The organism is Lacibacter sp. H375, assembly GCF_037892425.1.
In the GTDB taxonomy this organism is placed as follows: Bacteria; Bacteroidota; Bacteroidia; order Chitinophagales; family Chitinophagaceae; genus Lacibacter.
In genome coordinates this window covers 2984629-3004354 of sequence record NZ_JBBKTT010000001.1, presented here as the reverse complement: position 1 = coordinate 3004354, position 19726 = coordinate 2984629, and the positions used below count along the sequence as shown (strand labels likewise).

The following is a 19726-nucleotide window of genomic DNA, read 5'->3' as shown; positions in this document are numbered from 1 at the left end:
TTGTCATTACAGATCAGTTGTTTTGAAAATTTACTAGTGATCATTCATATGTTTTTTCTGGTTGATTGTTTACTCTACAATCAACTCATCTGCAAAGGTCCATGCTGGTTTACCTTCTCCCGGATGACCTTTGGGACAGGCTTCCAGTGTAAATGCAGTTACACGAACATAACGTACTGTTGCTGCAGCAAACTTTGCCGTAAAATCTTTGATGGTGAGCGCAAGTGTATTGGCCGATAAATCGTTGTTGATGTATGCTACTTCAGTAAAAGTTTTCCCATCGGCCGAAACTTCAAATTTTACAGCAGTTGGTAAAAAGATCCAGTCACGGTAATGCTGCAAACAGCCGAGTGTAATTTGGCTAATCGTTTTTTCTGTACCCAGATCAACTGTTGCAACGAGATTATTTTTATTAAAGCCATGCCAGAATTTATTTACTGCTGATTTTCCACGCACGCCGTCTGTTAGGGAGTTAATTCCATCGGCCATGTATGAACGTGATGGAGCAAACGCATACTGCACATTAGCGCCAACTGCTTTATGCATCACAAAACGTTGTTCAACAGGCTGCAGGTTCATGATCTTTCCGTTCTGCATTGTTACTGCACGAATGGTTTGTGAATTTGCAACAGCAATGGGTTGAGTAAATACAGTACTTGATACAGTTGGCACTGTTCCATCAGTTGTATAAAGAATAGAAGCAGTAGGTACTTCAGAAAACAACACCACTTCCAGTTTACCATTCTTAGACGCAGGCTTAATATCTACGGTGAAATTGCCAGGCGAATAATGTAAACCTTTTGCTTCAAATGCTTTAAAATGAAACTGTAATCGTCTGTTGAAATCATTCCAGTCCTTTTTTACAGCAGGTGACCAAACTGTTTCTGCCAAAGCCAGCATCCGTGGCAGCACCATGTATTCGAGATGTTCGGCTGTAGAAATATATTCTGTCCACACATTGCCTTGTGCACCTAATACATATTTATGTTGCTCTGCACTTAATTCTTTTGGAATGGGTTCGTAGTCGTACACTTTCTTTACCGTATTAAAACCACCAATAGCAAGTGGCTCACCTTCCGGCCCTGCCTGGTAATGATCGAAGTAGCAAGGAGAACCGGGTGTCATCACCACATCATGATTCATTTTTGCAGCTTCAATGCCACCGGCTTCACCACGCCAGCTCATTACGGTTGCTTCGGGAGCAAGTCCTCCTTCGAGTATTTCATCCCAACCGATCATCTTTCTTTTTTTGCTGACGATGAATTTCTCCATGCGTTTAATAAAATAACTCTGTAGCTCTTCTTCGTTCTTTAATCCTTCTTTTTTCATACGTGCCTGGCAACGCTCACATTTTTTCCATGGACCTTTATCCACTTCATCGCCACCAATATGAATGTATTTTGACGGAAACAATGCAATTACCTCTGTTAACACATCCTGCAAAAATGAAAACACTTCTTCTTTACCTGCGCAATAATTGGAAGAAACATTATTATAGTTGCCGCCAGTCAAAGGTAATTGCGGTTGCTGCGTACAACTCAACTGCGGATATGCTGCAATGGCCGACGCAACATGACCGGGCATTTCAATTTCAGGAACCACCGTTACGTTTCTTGCTTTAGCGTATGCAACAATTTCTTTTACCTGTTCCTGCGTGTAATAGCCACCGTAAGTAGCAGCTTCGCCGGGTTGTGCCTGCGGACGACTACCCCACACTTTATCATTCTGATCAACACGCCATGCACCTGTTGAAGTAAGCTTTGGATATTTTTTTATTTCAATACGCCAGCCCTGGTCATCAACCAAATGCCAATGAAATGTGTTCATCTTATACATCGCCATCAGGTTGATGTATTGTTTCACCACATCTGCAGAAAAGAAATGACGGCTCACATCGAGATGCATGCCTCTCCATTTAAAACGTGGCTCATCTATCACCTGTATGCAAGGCACCTGCAACGCTGCATTAGTGCGTACCTGTGGTAATGTTTGCAGTATTGATTGGATGCCGTAAAAAATACCGGCATAGCTATTGCCCTTGATCTTAATATAAGAGGAAGATACATTTACCGTGTAAGCCTCGTTGTTAAGTTGCTTATCATTTACAAGAATGAATTCAATTTTTTTAGCTGCTGTTTTATTCACTGGCAACGAAACGCCTGAAACTTCTTTAACAGCATTCAGAAAAAAATCAACAGCTGGTTTTAATGCAGTTTGCGATGTGTTATACTGAACCGAAGCACTTTTATCGATTGCAAAAAATCCTTCCTTGATTTTCAATTGAACAGGCTGTGGAATAATGAGATTCTGTAGCTGTGCATTTACGAAAAAAGGGCAAACAAACAACAACAGGGATTTTACAAATCTTAAAGGCATGATCGATTACGATTTATCGTTTAATTATAATTAAAGATGCACAAATGCAGATATCCATTTCGCAGGATCCTCTACTTCTTACCTTCAATTACTTACTTTTAGCTTTCGCTTATATATGTAAGGATAAACAATCTGTTTCCACAACAGGTAAGCATTACCCATCAAATGCAAGCCGTCGTTGCTTAACTCTTTTTTCAGCTTTCCATTTTCATCAACAAAAGCACTGTACAGATCGATATACTGATAGTTATGTGCTGTTGCATTTGATTTCAACAACTCATTTGCAGCTTTAATTTTCTCTCCGTTCTTTGTATGCCCTGCAAATTTGCCATACACATCATTTACAGGCAGAATACTTTGCACATACAGCTTAGTTTTGGGAGATTGTTGTTTCACATAATCAGCAAGAAGGTAAATGTTATGCAATACCGTATCGGCACTGATACCTCTTGCCAAATCATTTGTCCCTATCAATAAAAAAATCTTTGCTGGTTTACGATCTGTTACAACATCCAACCGATGTAACAAACCTGCTGTGACGTCGCCACTAATGCCTTGATTCTTCATACGCAAATCGTTGAAGAGTTGTGCCCATTCCGCTCCATCAGTTATGCTATTGCCAAGAAATATTATCTCCCCCTTTGTTACAGGCATCTCCTTAAAAAAAGAAACCCGTTGATGATAGTAGGTGGAGAACAAGCTGTCGTGCAAAACCGGAAGTTTTACCTGTGCAGCTACAGTTGAAAACAACAGCATGACCAATACCGGCAATAAAAATCTTTTACTCATACAATATTTCCCTTTTATTTAAAATTGTTTACAGTATACGTATATACCTTTCCTTTACTGGTTTTCACATGTAGTTGTTTGCTTCCATAACGAAGATTACAATTGCCTCCATTCTTTGAGAGAACGGTGAAAGAAACAAGTTTACCTTCTTTCCATTCCATGCCTATATCAAACCCACCTCTTGCACACAAACCTTTGATGCCCCCTGTGCCCCATGCTGCAGGCAAAGCAGGTAACAATTCAATTTCTTCGTCATTGCTTTGCAAAAGCATTTCTGTAATACCGGATGTTGCACCAAAGTTTCCATCGATCTGGAATGGTGGATGGGCACAAAACAAATTCGGATAAGTTCCACCTCCACTCATTTTAATTCCATCGGCGCCAGCAACAGGTTTCAGTAATTGCTTAAACAATTGCAATGCATGCTCACCATCATGTAAGCGTGCCCAGAAATTTATTTTCCATGCCATACTCCAACCGGTACCTGCATCGCCACGTTGTATTAATGTCTGTTTTGCCGCTTCAGCAAGAGCAGGTGTTTTGTTCACTGAAATTTCATCGTAAGGATGTAAGCCATACAAATGCGATACATGACGATGATGCGGTTCGCCATCTTCCCAATCATTCACCCATTCGTCGAGATCGCCTTTGGCACCAATTTGATTGGGCGCTAATTGTTTTACTGTAGTGTTTAACTCGGCACGCCATTTTTCATCAACACCTAAAACTGACGACGCAGTGATACATGCATTGAATAATTCCCTGCATATCTGCATATCCATTGTTGGCCCCATACATGTATTACCAACAAAACCATCCGGCATTTTATATGCATGTTCCGGCGAGTTAGATGGTGCTGTTACCAACCAGCCATGTGTTGGTTCTTTAATTAAGATCGATTGTAAAAACTGTGCAGCACCTTTTATTACAGGATAATATTTTTTTAGGAACGAAGTATCTTTTGTAAAACGATAATGTTCCCAGATATGTTCAACCAACCATGCACCACCTGTCAACGTTGATCCCCAGGCAGCGCCTTCACCTGGTGAAGTAAAGAACCATGGATTGCTGATGACATGCGCCACCCAGCCATTTGCATTATAATATGCCTTTGCAGTTTTTTTTCCGTTCGTTACCAATGAAGAAGTGAAACGATGAATCGGCTCGGCCAATGCACCTAAGTTTGTTAATTCAGATGGCCAGTAATTCATCTGTATATTAATATTGAGATGATAATCGCCATTCCAAGGTGTTTGATATTCAACAGCCCACAGTCCTTGCAGGTTTGCAGGCAATAAACCAGAACGTGAAGAACTGATGAGCAAATATCTGCCGAAATTAAAATACAACACAGGCAATTGCAGATCTTCTTCTCCTTTGTTGTAATTGATCAAACGCTGATTAGTTGTAAGTGCAGCCGCTGCTTTACTATCCTGCATTTTCCAGCGACAACGATTGAACCATTTTTGATAGGCAGCCGTACTTTTCAGTTGTGCTGTTACAAAATTCAACGGCTTTGTTTTGTCAAGATATTGAAATGCTTTTTCAACTACATCTGTTGAAGAAAGATCACCTGTTGCATCATTATAGTTCGTAGCCGAAGTAATTTTGATCCAGCATTCTGTTGCATTTTCAATCACAAGATCATTACCTTCCTGTTTTATTTTACCATCTTTCACCACAGGTTGAGCAAAGGTTGCAAACTGCATTCCCTTGTCACTTCCGGAAGGTAACTGACCTACCATTCCAAGTGTATTCTTTTTTGTTTTGAAGGTTGCGTTTTCTTTCCTGTACAATGAAAGCACCACATTAAGTGATTGTTTTTTTGAAGAAGAAAGTTTCACCCACGTGATATCATTCACAAAATCAACAAAGCATTCTTCTGTATATATCACGCCGTTTCGTGTAAACTGCGTGATGGCTTTTGCTTGCTCAATATCAAGCCAACGCTTGTAATTCGTTACTGATGCCGCACTGTCCTTCCAGCTAATGAACAGGTCGCCCATGGTTTGATAAGAACCATACTTATCATTAGCTCCACTTCCACCACCCGAACCTCTTCCCTTGGAAATAAAATGTTTCTGCAAAAGACTCTGTGCAGCTTTATTATTTCCTGCAAGCAAATGATCCTGTATAGGTTTTAGATATTGATACGCATTTTCAATATCTGCATCCTGCGGGCCACCACTCCACAATGAGATTTCATTAAGTGCTATTCGTTCTTTCTTTGTGCCGCCAAACATCATGGCGCCTAAACGTCCATTTCCTAATGGAAGACTTTCGGTGAAATGTGTAGCAGGGGTATTAAAACGAATGGTTACGTCGTTACGTTGTGCAAACAGAAATTGCTGCATCAATAAAAGCAGACATGCAATGTTGATCTTCTTCACTTGACTAGTAATTTAAAAGTTGATACCGGCAGTTGTTCTCCGTTTACCGGGTTTAACTTATTGAACGTCTGTCGGCCATATTAAATATAGGCAGGCTTTTGTTTCAATTTCACTAACACCTGTTTATTGTGAATAATTGATTCACTTATTTCTTTTTCATTGAAGGCCAAACACTGGTGCTTAAAAAAATATTGCCATCGACACTTGTCCGATGGCAACATAGGGAATTAAAAAGTAAACTGAATGACAATCTTTTCATTGATGAGAGCAATTAAAAAATTGTTGATTGAAACTATAAATTAAAACTGTTCGGCAAGTGCTCAACCGTATGCGCAAGATTCGAAATAGATTACGAATGTTCATTTAATAACTGCATACAATACCATTCCTGCCTTGGCAAATGAAAAGGGCCTTTGAATAAATCTCCTTTATCCGTTTGAGTAACGCTCCAGATGATGTTATTACCCGTGTTTGACTATGTAAACAACAGCGGATTACTTAAAAAGTAAATGACACTGAAAACATTCGTATCACACAAAGAGCTGGTTGAGACTTTAGAGAATGGTACGCCTGAACAATTCAGGCATGGTATGCGTAACCACTTAGAAAATCATTTTGGACGAATATTTGAATAGCAAAAAGTTTCATTGCTGCACTTCCTTAATTGCATCTGCTATCGGATGTTTCGCTTTATAAGTGACGCCTATCAACTTCGCAATGGTTTGTGCAAACTGTTGCTGATAAAGTTGCTGATCTGCTCTTATTTCTCCTTTTGCAGGAACGCCGGCTCCTACTGCTGCAAACCATATTTCAGAAGCATCTTTAATAGAATTACCATGGCTTGTCCATTCAGCTTTTACAGCGTCACCCCTACCATGATCGGTTGTGAAAAAGATAGCCGTCTTATTACGATAAACAGGATCGCTCTGTAAATAATCCCATAACTGTTTAATCCATGCATCTACCTGGTGAGTTGCATCAAGATAAGAACGATACTCACCTGCATGTGCCCATTCATCTGTTTCGCCATAAGCGATATACAAAACGTTTGGTTTGTTTGTTTTGAGATGTGCCATAGCTCCATAATGCGTAAACACATCAAGACATTCATCTTCGTGCCAAGGCTTGTAAGAATCTTTCAGCATTGAATTTATAAGACGTTGCTCTGCTGTTGCTGTACCTCCGACATCAAAAGCCGATACAACCGGAAAACCACTACGCTCCTCGTTTAATATACGATCGAATGCTTCCCATGCTCCAAAAGCAGCCACTTTGTTTTTATATTTTGGTTGCTCATGTAAAAACTCAAGCAAGGTTACATGTGGGTTCGGCATGTATGAATTTGAATTGATCGCTGTATCTGCATAACCCGTCATGATCTCACTATAGCCGGGATAACTGAACCAGTATGGATTGGCGTTGTTCACTTTATTGTTATACGTTCTGTTGCCATACAATTGACCTTTCGCTGCAACAATTGACCAAATGAACGGCATTAACTTTTTCCGTCTTTCTTCAGGCGTTGCAGCCCAATAATGTTGATAGATGTATGCACTATCGCCTTTGTGAAATTTCTTATTGTTTGCAATGGCAGAATCCATGCCTTTGTACAACTCCTGCCATCTTAATCCATCCGTTGTAATAATGATAATGTTTTCTGCCTTTTGTGCAAAACCTGTAAACATTACGAGAACAAACAGGAAACTGAAAACAATACGCATAGCTTTAAATTGAGAGTTAGTTGACAATCGGAATGATGCTGACAAAACTTACTTCCTTTATTAGTTTTTTAAACGTGCAACCGTTTGAACGGATTTCCATTTAATGAAACAATAATGTTGCAGGAATCAATTCTTTCTTTCCGCCTTCAGGTTGCCAATAAACTTTCAGTTCATTACCGCCACCTCCATCGAAATAAACAACTTTTATTTTGTGATAGCCTTTCTTCAACACCGCTTTACCTTCTTTCTCAACAGAACCGTGCTCACCATCGTTGTTCACTACTTCTATATCATCAATAAACAACTTACTGCCATCATCAGATAAGGTATAAAAATGATACACGCCATCTTTATTTACTTTCACATACCCTTCAAACGACAACGCATATTTTTCTTTTCGTTGTTTCACTTCTTCGGAAATAACTGAAGCAACACCCGACTTAGTTGCAGTTGCATTCACCGCATTGAGATCTATCTTACCAGCTGGCTCAAAATAGTTGTAAACAATTCCCGGCTTAGCATTAGCAACCGCAAGGGCTTTGTGCCATTCGTAACGGGTAATTTTTTCTTCAGCTACAGCACCGGCAATAAAACCTTTCTTAAATGCTTTTGCTTTTACGGTTGCTGTTTTGTTTAACACAAATGACTTGCTGTAGAGTGTAGATTGCTCAGTTGGTTCTGTACCATCAAGTGTATAATATACCAATTCATCTGCAGCAGATGCTATACTCACTGTTGGCTGCAAGGATCCATTCGCATAAGTTGGATTGATCTTTGGTTTTGCTGTAAACTTTCCAAATCCACTGATCTTGATGGCATATGCATACGGTGCTTTGATCTTATTGGGATTGTATTCCGGAAATTCAACTTCCACATTGTTGCCCACCTGTTTCCATTTCAATTGTTCTTTGGTTGACAAGAAACGGATGGCTGTTCCTGCAGGCAACTGTATGTCTTTTAATACGATCTTTCTATTATCGGGGAACTTTGGCAACAATGCATACAGATCGTTATTGGTTGGGTTGTAAGCATAAAATACTTCCTTTACCGCATAGCCGGGATCGGGATCGATTGTTATTTTCAATAACATATCACCACTCTTGCTGGTATAATCTCTTCTCCCTTCGCTCCATTGCGAGGTAGTTTTCCAACGAACGGTATTATAGATGGCTTCACCGTTTACATTCAACCAATCACCAATCTGCAACAAACGTTCCTGCATAATGGGTGGAATTTTCCCATGTTCATCCGGACCAATATCCAGCAAAAAGTTTCCACCTCTGCTCACTTTATCAATCAACTGCAACACCAAACTTTGTGTTGAGTTATAATCCCACGCATCTTCTTCACGGTTGTAACCATAACTGAAACCCATGCCACGACTTTCTTCCCATGCATGATCTTCAAAATCAAGATCGGGCTGGTACTCGGGCGTGTAAACACTTCCATGTTTAAAACGAATGCCACTACCCCAGCGATCATACGTCACCACTTTATCTTTCACCGGGCTTTCATTATACATCCATGCAAGCAGTTCTTTGCTCTTCCATGTTTCTGCGCTTGCATCCCAATCACCATCAGTCCAGAATACATCGGGCTGATACGTGTTGATGAGATATTGCGCCTGCGGCCACATGTGTTCTATAGCATATTTTTTCTGATCAGCCTTCCACAGCGGATTGAACCATTCGTATAATGAATAATACATGCCTGCACGAACTGAAGTTTTACGCACTGCAGTAAACAGATCGCCTAAGAGATCACGCTTCGGACCAATATCTTTTGCATTCCACGGAAAGCCCCATGTTTTGTTGGCCGTTGCATCGGGCCACAACGAATACCCATCGTGATGCTTTGATGTTAATACAATATACTTTGCGCCGGATTGCTCAAACAGTTTCGCCCATTCATCGGGTTGAAATAATTCGGCTTTAAAATCATTTGCCAGATCGTAATATGTTCTGTCGCCGAATTTCTTTTTATGAAAGTTAATGCGAGCAGTATCGCCATTCATCAAACCCTGCTGATACCATTCTGCATAATTTCCCTTGGTGCAATAGCCGGGCACTGCATATACACCCCAATGAATAAAGATGCCAAACTTGGAATCTTTGAACCACTGCGGCACCGGCCGTTGATCCAACGACTCCCAGGTGGGTTGATATTGTGCGAATAAGATATTACTCATCAGCACAAGACTCAGTAAAAAATAAAAGCGCACGCTTATTTTGATCATGGCAAGAAATTTAGGATGTATGATTTCTGACTTGTGTTTTTATTATTGGATTTTGGAATCTACTTTACAATTACTTCATCAATGAATATATGTGATGGCGAGCCTGCACTTTCATGCCATGCAGGTAATTGTCCGCCTGTTTTTGCCCGCACACGAATATAACGTGCAGTTGCAGTAACATCGGCGCCGAGAGTCTGCACTTCCGGCTCTCTTAATTCTGCTATAATTTTATTTTCAACTGTTGTTAAGGGCTTGAATGTTTTACCATCGTTACTGATTTCAAACACTACTTCTTTCGGATAAACAATCCACGGACTAACTTCCTGCAGTACATGTACGCCAACATATTTTACCGGCCGTACCTTCTGCAGATCGATAATCGCTACAAAATCTTTTGCATAATAGCTTTGCCAGTCGCCCGTTTTCCAGTTAGCATCACCAATAATTCCATCAATCAATGCATCCTTACCACCGGCAGTGTACATCGGATGCACTGCACTAAGCACAGTAATACTTCTGTCGCCGGGTACTTTGTAGAATTGCTGTGCAATTCTTGCACTCTGTTTGCCATTCTTACTTGCAAACAACTCTACCCTTGCACTTGAAGTTAAAGCAAAAGGTTTTTCATAACGGATATATCTCGGCTTTGCTTCGCCATTTACAATTGCATAATAAATCTCAGCCTGCGGATCAAGATGTTTTAATGTAACCGGCAAACTGTTTTTAAATTTATTCGTGCTCATGTTAAATAACGGAACAGCGACAAACTGCTCATCATCCACTTTAGATGATGGCATATCTGCTTTGTTGGTGCCACGTGTTTTGTTGGGTGTTGCACTCATTTCAAAAATCAGTTCACCACCATTCTCCACATCGGTATTCTTGATAAATGTAGCTGCATGTGCTTTCCCATTCAACAGCACATTGTTTACATAAAAGTTTTTTTCTGTTCGGTTCTTTGCTGTAATGAAAAACGTTTTACCATTCTCTAAATGAATCTTTACTTCATCAAACAAAGGTGTACCTAATGCATATACTCCACTGCCGGGTGTTGGCTGATAAATACCCATCGCACTCAATACAAACCATGCACTCATCTGTCCGCAATCTTCATTACCAATCAAACCATCGGGATTATTGGGATAAAACTCTGTGCAAATTTTATGGATGAGTTCCTGTGCACGCCAGGGCTTGCCTGCATAGTTGAACAAATAAGCCATGTGATGACTTGGTTCATTGCCATGTGCATACTGACCGATCAATCCTGTTACATCGGCCTGATCACGACCACTCAGTGTTTGGTTGGTGGTAAACAGTTCTTCGAGTTTGCGTAAGAAATTTTCTTTGCCGCCATATAATTTGATCAACCCATCAATATCCTGTTGTGCAGAAAATGAATAATGCCAGGAATTACCTTCGGTGAAAAAGTTATTGACTTCTGTTGCATTGAAAGGTGAAAACCAAAAGCTCTGCACTTTACCACGAATATGATAAGTTGTCGGATCAAAAAGGTTGCGATAGTTCAATGAACGTGCAGCATATTTCTTGTAGACTGCTTCGTTACCGATCCATTTTGCAAATTCAGCAATACACCAATCATCATACGCATATTCAACAGTCTTCGATGAACTTTCATGATCGTAATCGTTGCTTACAAAACCCTGTCTGCCGTATTGCGTTAAACCATAGCGACTGCTTTCTGCATAACTCGTCATTGCTTCCAACGCCAGCTTCGTATCAAACCCTTTAATTCCTTTCTGATAGGCATCTACAATTACAGGCACCGAATGATAACCGATCATACAAAAGGTTTCGTTACCACTTAACTCCCACACCGGCAACATACCACCATTTTTATATTGTGCTAAAAACGTATTGATCCAGTCGCCTGTTCTTTTTTGATTGATGATCGACATCAACGGATGCAGCGCTCTGTGCGTATCCCATAATGAAAACACAGAATAATTGGTAAAGCCTTCCGCTTTGTGCACCTTCAAATCAGTACCACGGTATTCACCATTTATATCTGTATAAATATTCGGTGCCAACGATGCATGATACAAAGCCGTATAAAATGCCACCTGCTGATCCTGTGTACCGCCTCTCACCTCGATCTTTCCCAGCTCTTTGTTCCACGCTTCTTCCGCATGTTGTTTTACCGTTGTAAAATTCCAATGCGGAATTTCTGTTTCGAGATTAAGCTTTGCGTTTTCCATACTTACGCCTGAAATACCCACTTTAACCTGTACGGTTTTAGTGCCGCTTACATCAAAACTGAAATAGGCTTTGATGTTTTTACCGCTGGCAGAACGTATGTTGTTTTGTAACACATCGTTCAACGCAATGCCAAACTCTTTGATCGGTTTTTCAAATTTCATATGGAAGTAGAGGATTTGATTGCTTGCCCAGCTTTTGCTGCGGCGCATGCCTCTTACTTCGTATTCATTGATTATTTCTAAAGATGATTCCAACACTTCATCCCTGTGTTTCAGATCGAGCAATACCTTTCCTTCAGTTGCAGCCGCATCAAACGTATATTGATGTATACCCGAACGGAAAGAGGTAGTAAGTGCTGCATGAATATTATGTTTCTTGAGCAACACTTCGTAATAACCTGCATGTGCTTTTTCATTTTTGTGTGAGAAGGGAGAAGCATATTCACTGTTCTTCCATTTTACTTCACCTGCAAAAGGCATCAGCAACAAATCGCAGTAATCGGCAATACCCGTACCGCTTAAATGTGTGTGTGAAAATCCATACATAATACTGTCGCTGTAATGATAGCCACCACAACCATCCCAACCTTCCAATCTTGTATCAGGACTTAACTGCATCATACCAAACGGCATGCTTGCACCAGGATAAGTATGACCATGGCCACCTGTGCCAATAAAAGGATTTACAAGCTTAGCATAATTTGTTTGTGCCAACGCACTTAAACCAAACACAATACTTAACACTGTAAAAAAGAAAAACCGCTTACACATTTGTTTCATTTTATATTGATCTATGAATATTTATTTTCCGATAATATCGAATAATGATTTGATGCGGATACTGCTGATTTCAGCTGTGTTGAAATACCTGTTCTTTACATGCAGGTATTTCTTTTGCCCTGCTTTCAAATCAAAATAATTATCGTCGATATCAAAAAACGATTGCTGTTTATACAAGTACACATATTTCGCATCTACATTACTTACAATACTGAACAGGTTCTCTCCTTCATGTTTCATTACAAATGAAGGCTTTTTCAACGCAAGATTTTTCGGATACACACTGTCTCTTACGGGTTTCACATCATCACGATACGCTTCTTTTACGGCATACCATGCAGCTTTGGGTTCACGGCTGTAATCGGTAATACTCCAGCTGGCAACAGGCCAACAATCATTCAACTGCCACAACAAGGTACCCATATTATAAGGCTCTTTACTGCGATGAATAGCAATGGCATTTTTAAAACTATAATACTGCAAACATTGTGTGAGGTAAGTATAATCCTGCAACGAAAGCTGTTTCACTTTTGCAGAGTCGAGGAAATAGCGATGCAGGTACGATTGAATTTTTGCAAATCCGTTGCCTGCTTTCTGGTGATGATTGACGACATCGGAAAAAAGAAAACGATCCTGCGGCAATGTAATTTTTTCAATGCTGGAATAGTTGGGCATTGCCTGCATACCATACTCACTTACAAAACGTCCGGTCTTTTGCTCAAATACTTCCACAGGCTCTAATCCCCACCAAACACCCCAGTAATGGCTATCGCCTTCGGTAATACTTTTTGCACGTCCCCATCCGTTAGTGGGCGATGTGCTTACATATGGACGAGTACCATCATACTCGTTTACCCATGCAGCAATACTGTCACGGAACAAACGCACATAATCATTCCAAACTCTTGCAGAATCATTACCGTGCAGGTTGAATTGTATTTGCCATCCCCACTGATGCCATGCTTCATCCACTTCATTATTTCCACACCACACCACAATTGATTTATGATGTCGAAGTCGCTTAATTTGATATTTGATTTCTTCTTTTACATTTTTAAAAAATGTTTCATCTCCAGGAAACATTGCACCCGCAAACATAAAATCCTGCCAAATGTAAATACCCAATTCATCACAGAGATCGTAAAACACATCATCTTCATAAATACCACCACCCCATATGCGCAGCATATTCATGTTTGCATCTTTAGCAAGCATCAATATTTTACGATAATCTTCTTTTGTTAAACGTGTGGTGAACATATCGGAAGGAATGTAGTTCGCCCCCTTCATGTACACCGTCTTACCATCTATCTTAAAATAAAATGTTTTACCGTATTCATCGGGCTGCTGCACTAATTCAACTTTATTAACCGCAGTAAACTTTTCTTCTGCAGGTCGTTCATTAAAGGCTTCGAGGTACAGGCTTTTCCAGATGCCGCAGGTAATAAAAGTCGGCCCCCAATCCCAACCAAAATGATATTGTGCTTTGCGTGCATAAGCTCTTGCATTGTCGGGCAACACAAAGGGCAATTTCGATTTTGCAATGGAGTCTACTTTATTTTTTGCTGATGCAAAACGGATCAATAGTGTATTGTTTGGCTTGAGCAGTTGCTTCACATCCGCCTTCCACTGACGGAACATATTATCAGCAGAAAAAAGAAGCTGACCATTTAGATATACTTCAGCATAAGTATCCAATCCATCAAATACAAGTTCTATTTGTTTCTTCTGTAAAACAGAAGCATCTGTTTTAAATGTTGTTTGATAATCCCAGTTTGTTTGTCCGATCCATTGAAGTTTTTTTTCGTTGTCACGATAATATGGATCGGGAATAAGTTTGTTGTTAAACAGATCGGTATGAACCGTTCCGGGAACTTTAGCAGCATACCATTTATTTGTATGTTGTTTACTGAATTTCCAGTTTTGATGCAGTTGTACTCTCTGAACAGTAGATTGTGAAGTTGCTGTTGCAGCTGTAAAAACAAGTAATAGTAAAAACAGAAATCCTTTGTTCATAAAATAACCATTGACCAAATACTCACTGTAGTTAAAAAAAGGGCCAGCCAGGAATGGCCGGCCCGATAGTTTTGTATGCTAAAACTACTGATTATGAAAAACAGTGCTGTTTACTTTTTAGCCCACCATAAAGATGTAAACAAGTTGTCGGCACCACCCAGTGCAGCAACAGCTTGCGTATATCCTTTTGCATTGCTGTTCTTTAAACCCGAAGGATATTTTAATCGTTGCGGGAAGAAGTTTGCAGCATTGGTCATATAAGTAGCCGATGTTAAAGCGGGGTTATTCGGCAACGAACCACTCTCAACACAAGGATTCTCCAGGAAAGGAAGTCCAAGTCTTCTGTGATCGCTCCATGCTTCCAATGGCAACCATGGACTTTGTGCAATATATTTTTGTGTAATGATCTTGTTCAACAGATCATTCTTTACCACACCATTTTTATAAATAGTATTTACAGGATAAAGAATGGTTGTTGAACCTGGAGTATTTGTATAACCATCAACATAGTTTGCTGAATAGCTGGCAGGTGGTTCTGCAACGTGTGTCCAGCTTACAGATGTACCACAACGGTTATAATCAGTTGATGCTTTATATGAAGCAAGGTGAGAACTTACACCCCAGTAGCTGAAGCTTTCTTCAATACCTTTTTCGTAAGCAGCTTGTCCGCCCATCGGAACTGTCCAGCCACGTACTGCTGCTTCTGCAATGAGAAAGTAAGTTTCCCATGAAGCAAAGAAGATGCGTTTATTTTTGCTGTTTCTGAAATTAAGTTTCAAACGTGGCATTGAACCGCCCCACGCTCTCACTGTATTTCTGCCACCCTTTGCACCCCAATCGCCACCATTGTAGCCATTGAATGTATTGGTGGCATTGACATTTACGGCAACATTCGATGCTCCGCCTGCAGTTAATGTACGGGCAGTAGTTCTTGCACTATTATCCCATGAAGGATAGAAGCAAAAACCAGCGTCAGTAAAGTCCCCTGGAATTGCGAAAGCTTTGTATGCCCTTGGGTCGATTTTGTTTGGCAAACCATCCATCCAATAAGGAGCAACGGGATTATTAGTAGTTGTCGGAAAATGATCAACCAATCTTAAACCAACATAATCTGAAGGCTTTACTGAAGCATGAAACGAAGCAGGTAATTGGGCTGTTGTTTGAATGCCGCCTAATCCGGTGTACAAGTTATTTAAAGAAGCAGAAAGTATCTGTGGGTTCCATTCACGACTCATTACACCTGTTAAAGGATCCCAACCATCTTTCTCCTGTACCTGGAAGAAATCAGCTGAAGATGCAATAAAGTCGCTACCTGCAACGGCAGCTTCAAATTCAGTTTTTGCTTTTCCTGCATCTACTTCACTTAAACGCATGGCCAAACGCATACGCATTGAATTTGCATACTTTTTCCACTTTGCATAATTATATGCATAAGCAGGATCACCGTTTGCATCTGCAGGTTTTGCTGTAACAGCTGTTTCCAATTTTGCTGATGCGTCTTTCAACTCATCCAACAGATAATAATAAACTGATTTCACATCAGAGAAAGTTGGATTTACACCTTGGAAACCATTGATCGGAATAGGACCGAAGTTGTCGGACATTTCACTCATCAGGTAAGCTCTCCAGATCCTTGACATCTGAAGCAGGTTATTTGTATAAGGCTTGATGTTGCCCGCTGCAATTTTTTCGTTTGCTACCTGGATAGCTGCGTTTGCATTGTTCAACCACTCTGAAATATAGCGGTAGTAATCGCTCGTCCATCCATCATCATCATTACCAATGGCAACAGTACTGCCTAACTGCTGGTGAGATGCATTGCGCCAGTAAAGCACAAATACACGTTCTGCAATATGCGGATCCATTTGTGCACCCACTATTGAGTTGGTGAGTAAGTATTCTACCTGCACCTGGTCGGATGTAGCTGCGGTAGGGCTTACTGTCAGACTATCGAATTTTTTACAGGAAGGGATCATTGCTGCCATTGCCAGCATCATTCCTGTTGTTATGAATATTTTTTTCATATAGATCAATTAATCAAATTAGAAATTGAGAGTTAGGTTAAACAAGATTGTTCTTGATGTTGGAGGACTTGCATTTTCAAAACCCAATGCATTGGTACCTGTTGCAAACACAGATTCAGGATCCAGTCCTTTCATATGGCTTGAAATGAGCCATACGTTATTGCAAGACACACCAACGGTAGCTTTTTGAATGCGTGCTTTTGACAAGAACGATTTTGGCAATTGATACGAAAGCTGAACATTTCTTAAACGCACATTGCTAGCATCGTACATATTTGCTTCAATAATACCAAGGTTACCTGTTGTTGCAACTGTCGTCCAATAGTTTTGCGGAGTAACCGAAACAGTGTTCTTTTTATAACCGGACCCATCTGGCACCACACCTTCTACCACAAAATTTTCTCTTGCGCCGTTCACTACTGTTTCAGCAGCAGTTCCACTCGCCTGCATAGCAGCTAATGTTGATGAGAACATTTTACCTCCAAAGCGTGCATCAACAAGGAACGAAAGTGTAATTCCTTTAAAACCGAACGTATTGGTAACACCTAACAAACCATAAGCCTGCTGATTGCCAAGAAATACATTTGATTCGCCCACCTGTGGTAAACCTGTTGTACCATTCAGAATAAGCTGACCATAGTAAGGGCTCTTGTCATCGGTTACACGTTTGAATGTTGTACCATATATAGCACCATACTTTTCACCTGCAGTGGCAGTAATAGCCAGGTTATCGAAACCACCTAACGCATATTTAGTAACACCAGAATCTTTCAGTATATCGATGATAGAGTTATCGTTATGAGAGAAGTTTGCAGAAACATTCCAAATGAAATCTGATTTATTGATCACACGTGCATCAACCATGACCTCATAACCTTTGTTTTGAATGTTACCTGCATTAATCTTCTTAGAAGTATATCCACTTGTTGCATCGAGCGGCAGATTGATCAACTGGTTTGTAGCATTGTTTTTATACAACGAGAAATCAACTGTAACACGGTTGCTGAGGAATTTCAATTCAGCACCGATTTCTTTTGATTTAATGAGCTCATTCACTACGTTTTCATCAAACAAAGTACTGTTGCGTCCGGCAGTAGTTGCATTATTCGGATCACGACCGATCCAATAAGAATTATACAATTGGTAAGGATCCATATCGTTACCTACTGAAGCGTATGATGCCCTGATTTTTGCATAGTTGAACCATGACGGCATTTTTAAATTACTTCTGTCAAGCATTTCAGATACAACAACTGCTGCACTTATTGAAGGATAGAAATAAGAACGGTTTGCCTTTGCTAAGGCCGAAGACCAATCGTTACGGAAGGTTGCGTCGAGGTAGAGATATTCATCCCAGTTAACGCCAGCCGTTCCAAATACTGAGTTAATACGCTTTTCACTGATCCATTCTGAAATAGAAGGATTACCAACTGCATTACCAAGTGAGAAAAGATTTGGCACAACAAGGTTTGCAGAACCATCAATACCAGAACCTTTACGTAACATCAGGTTACCACCAACCATTGCATTTGCACTCAGCTTCGAAATAAGATTATCTTTTTTAGCTGACAACATACCGCTGTAGTTTGCTTCAGAGAAAACAGATTTACCTGTACCATAACGGCCATTGGTTGCAATAGGACTTCCTGCTCTAACTTTCGTTGTATAATTGTTTGTGTACATATCCACACCGGTTTTCACTTCAGCAGTTAACCACTTGGCAATATCATACTTCAAAGAACCTGTCAAGATAAAACGATCACGGCTATCCTGGTTCAACGCATTCTTGCTCCTCCAATATGGATTGACTGTTGAACCGGCACTATTCCACCAGATCATGTTATCATATTGATCAGTACCTGCTTTGAACTGTGTAATATCAAGTGACTGCGGGAATGTGTACAACAACCTTGCAACGTTATTATTGTTGTTACCTGCCAATGGTCTATTTTGAGCCATTGTGTTTGAGTATTGCACTTTCATATCCGCTGTCCACTTATCGCCTCTGCCGAATTTCGCTACACTGCGTGTAGTAAAGTTGTGACGTAACAGTTTTGCACCGGGTATCATACTCTTATCTTCATAACGGTTGAAAGAGCTGTACACCGAAATATTGTTGAATTGTTGCTGGAACGTAAGGTTGTAGTTTTGGTTGAAACCTTTGTCGTAAAAATTCTTTACATTATTGTAATAAGTTAGATTTTCAGGTTTACCATTCCAGTTTGTTACTTGTTGTCCTGTAATTTTTGGGCCCCAGCTTAACCCTGATGTAGCATCGAATGTTCCATTGCTCCCCTGTCCGAATACATTTTGCATTTCAGGATTTGTGAACACACTTTCAAAACCAAATGTAGTAGCGAACGACATACCGAGACCAGCCTGTTTCTTACCTGTTTTAGTTGTAACAAGAATAGCACCGTTACCTGCACGTGAGCCGTACAAGGCAGCTGCTGTTTGTCCTTTCAAAACAGTAATTGATTCGATATCACTTGGGTTAAGATCGGCAAGACCATTACCATAATCCAAAGAAGGATTCCAGTAATCGGTATTACTACCACCGGTGAAGTTGTCAACTGGTACGCCATCAACCACTATTAATGGTTGGTTTGAACCTGTAAGGGAGTTACTACCACGCAGGATAATTTTTGATGAGCCGGCAGGACCATTGCTTGAACGCACAACCTGTAAACCAGCAACCACACCGGTAAGTGTGTTGGCAAGATTTGGTTCACGTGCATCAACAAGTGTGCTGCCTTTTACTTCCTGCACAGCATAACCAAGCGATTTTTTCTGACGCTTAATACCAAGTGCTGTTACAACTACACCCTGTAGTTCTTTCGATACAGATTGCAGTTCAACATTAATGCTGGTTGATCCGGCTTTTATTTCCAGATCATTATAACCAACTGAAGTAATTAACAATGTCGCAGAAGGTGCAACGTTGATCGAGAACAAACCTTTAAAATCGGTGGTAACCGAATTGGTGGTTCCCTTTTCTGTAACAGTTGCGGCCACTACAGGATTGCCATCCGTATCCCTGACCGTTCCCGTAACCTGTCTTTTTTCCTGTGCATTTACCTCGATAAAGCACATTGCTGTTATTGCATAAAGCAGCAAACGTTTTAGCAACATTTTCATTGCAGTTTGTTTATGGGTTTAAAAAATAAAGAAACAAGTG

Annotated in this window: 9 protein-coding genes; all 9 read right to left on the bottom strand. The window is 40.3% G+C overall.

Annotated elements, in window-relative coordinates; all coding sequences use genetic code 11:
- Nucleotides 1–69: 69 nt before the first annotated feature.
- Nucleotides 70–2376: a glycoside hydrolase family 20 protein gene (locus WG954_RS13130; protein WP_340437066.1), complete on the bottom strand. Its 2307-nt coding sequence runs from the start codon at nt 2374–2376 to the stop codon at nt 70–72.
- 84 nt (nt 2377–2460) lie between these two features.
- On the bottom strand, nt 2461–3165 hold the full coding sequence (locus WG954_RS13125; protein ID WP_340437065.1) for a GDSL-type esterase/lipase family protein: 705 nt from the start codon (nt 3163–3165) through the stop codon (nt 2461–2463).
- Between the two features lie 14 nt (nt 3166–3179).
- A complete protein-coding gene (locus WG954_RS13120) occupies nt 3180–5555 on the bottom strand; it encodes a glycosyl hydrolase family 95 catalytic domain-containing protein (RefSeq protein WP_340437064.1) in 2376 nt (791 codons plus the stop codon).
- A 644-nt stretch (nt 5556–6199) separates the two neighbouring features.
- Nucleotides 6200–7276: a hypothetical protein gene (locus WG954_RS13115; protein ID WP_340437063.1), complete on the bottom strand. Its 1077-nt coding sequence runs from the start codon at nt 7274–7276 to the stop codon at nt 6200–6202.
- Nucleotides 7277–7376: 100 nt separating this feature from the next.
- Nucleotides 7377–9512 carry an alpha-L-fucosidase gene (locus tag WG954_RS13110; RefSeq protein ID WP_340437062.1) on the bottom strand — a complete coding sequence of 712 codons (2136 nt, stop codon included), beginning with the start codon at nt 9510–9512 and terminating at the stop codon, nt 7377–7379.
- A gap of 59 nt (nt 9513–9571) precedes the next feature.
- Nucleotides 9572–12499 (bottom strand): GH92 family glycosyl hydrolase, encoded by a 2928-nt coding sequence (locus tag WG954_RS13105; protein ID WP_340437061.1) that lies wholly within the window; start codon nt 12497–12499, stop codon nt 9572–9574.
- A gap of 30 nt (nt 12500–12529) precedes the next feature.
- Nucleotides 12530–14524, bottom strand: a complete 1995-nt coding sequence (locus WG954_RS13100; RefSeq protein ID WP_340437060.1) for a glycoside hydrolase family 2 protein — start codon at nt 14522–14524, stop codon at nt 12530–12532.
- Between the two features lie 110 nt (nt 14525–14634).
- Nucleotides 14635–16548 (bottom strand): SusD/RagB family nutrient-binding outer membrane lipoprotein, encoded by a 1914-nt coding sequence (locus WG954_RS13095; protein ID WP_340437058.1) that lies wholly within the window; start codon nt 16546–16548, stop codon nt 14635–14637.
- 18 nt (nt 16549–16566) lie between these two features.
- Nucleotides 16567–19686 (bottom strand): SusC/RagA family TonB-linked outer membrane protein, encoded by a 3120-nt coding sequence (locus WG954_RS13090; protein WP_340437057.1) that lies wholly within the window; start codon nt 19684–19686, stop codon nt 16567–16569.
- Nucleotides 19687–19726: the final 40 nt, after the last annotated feature.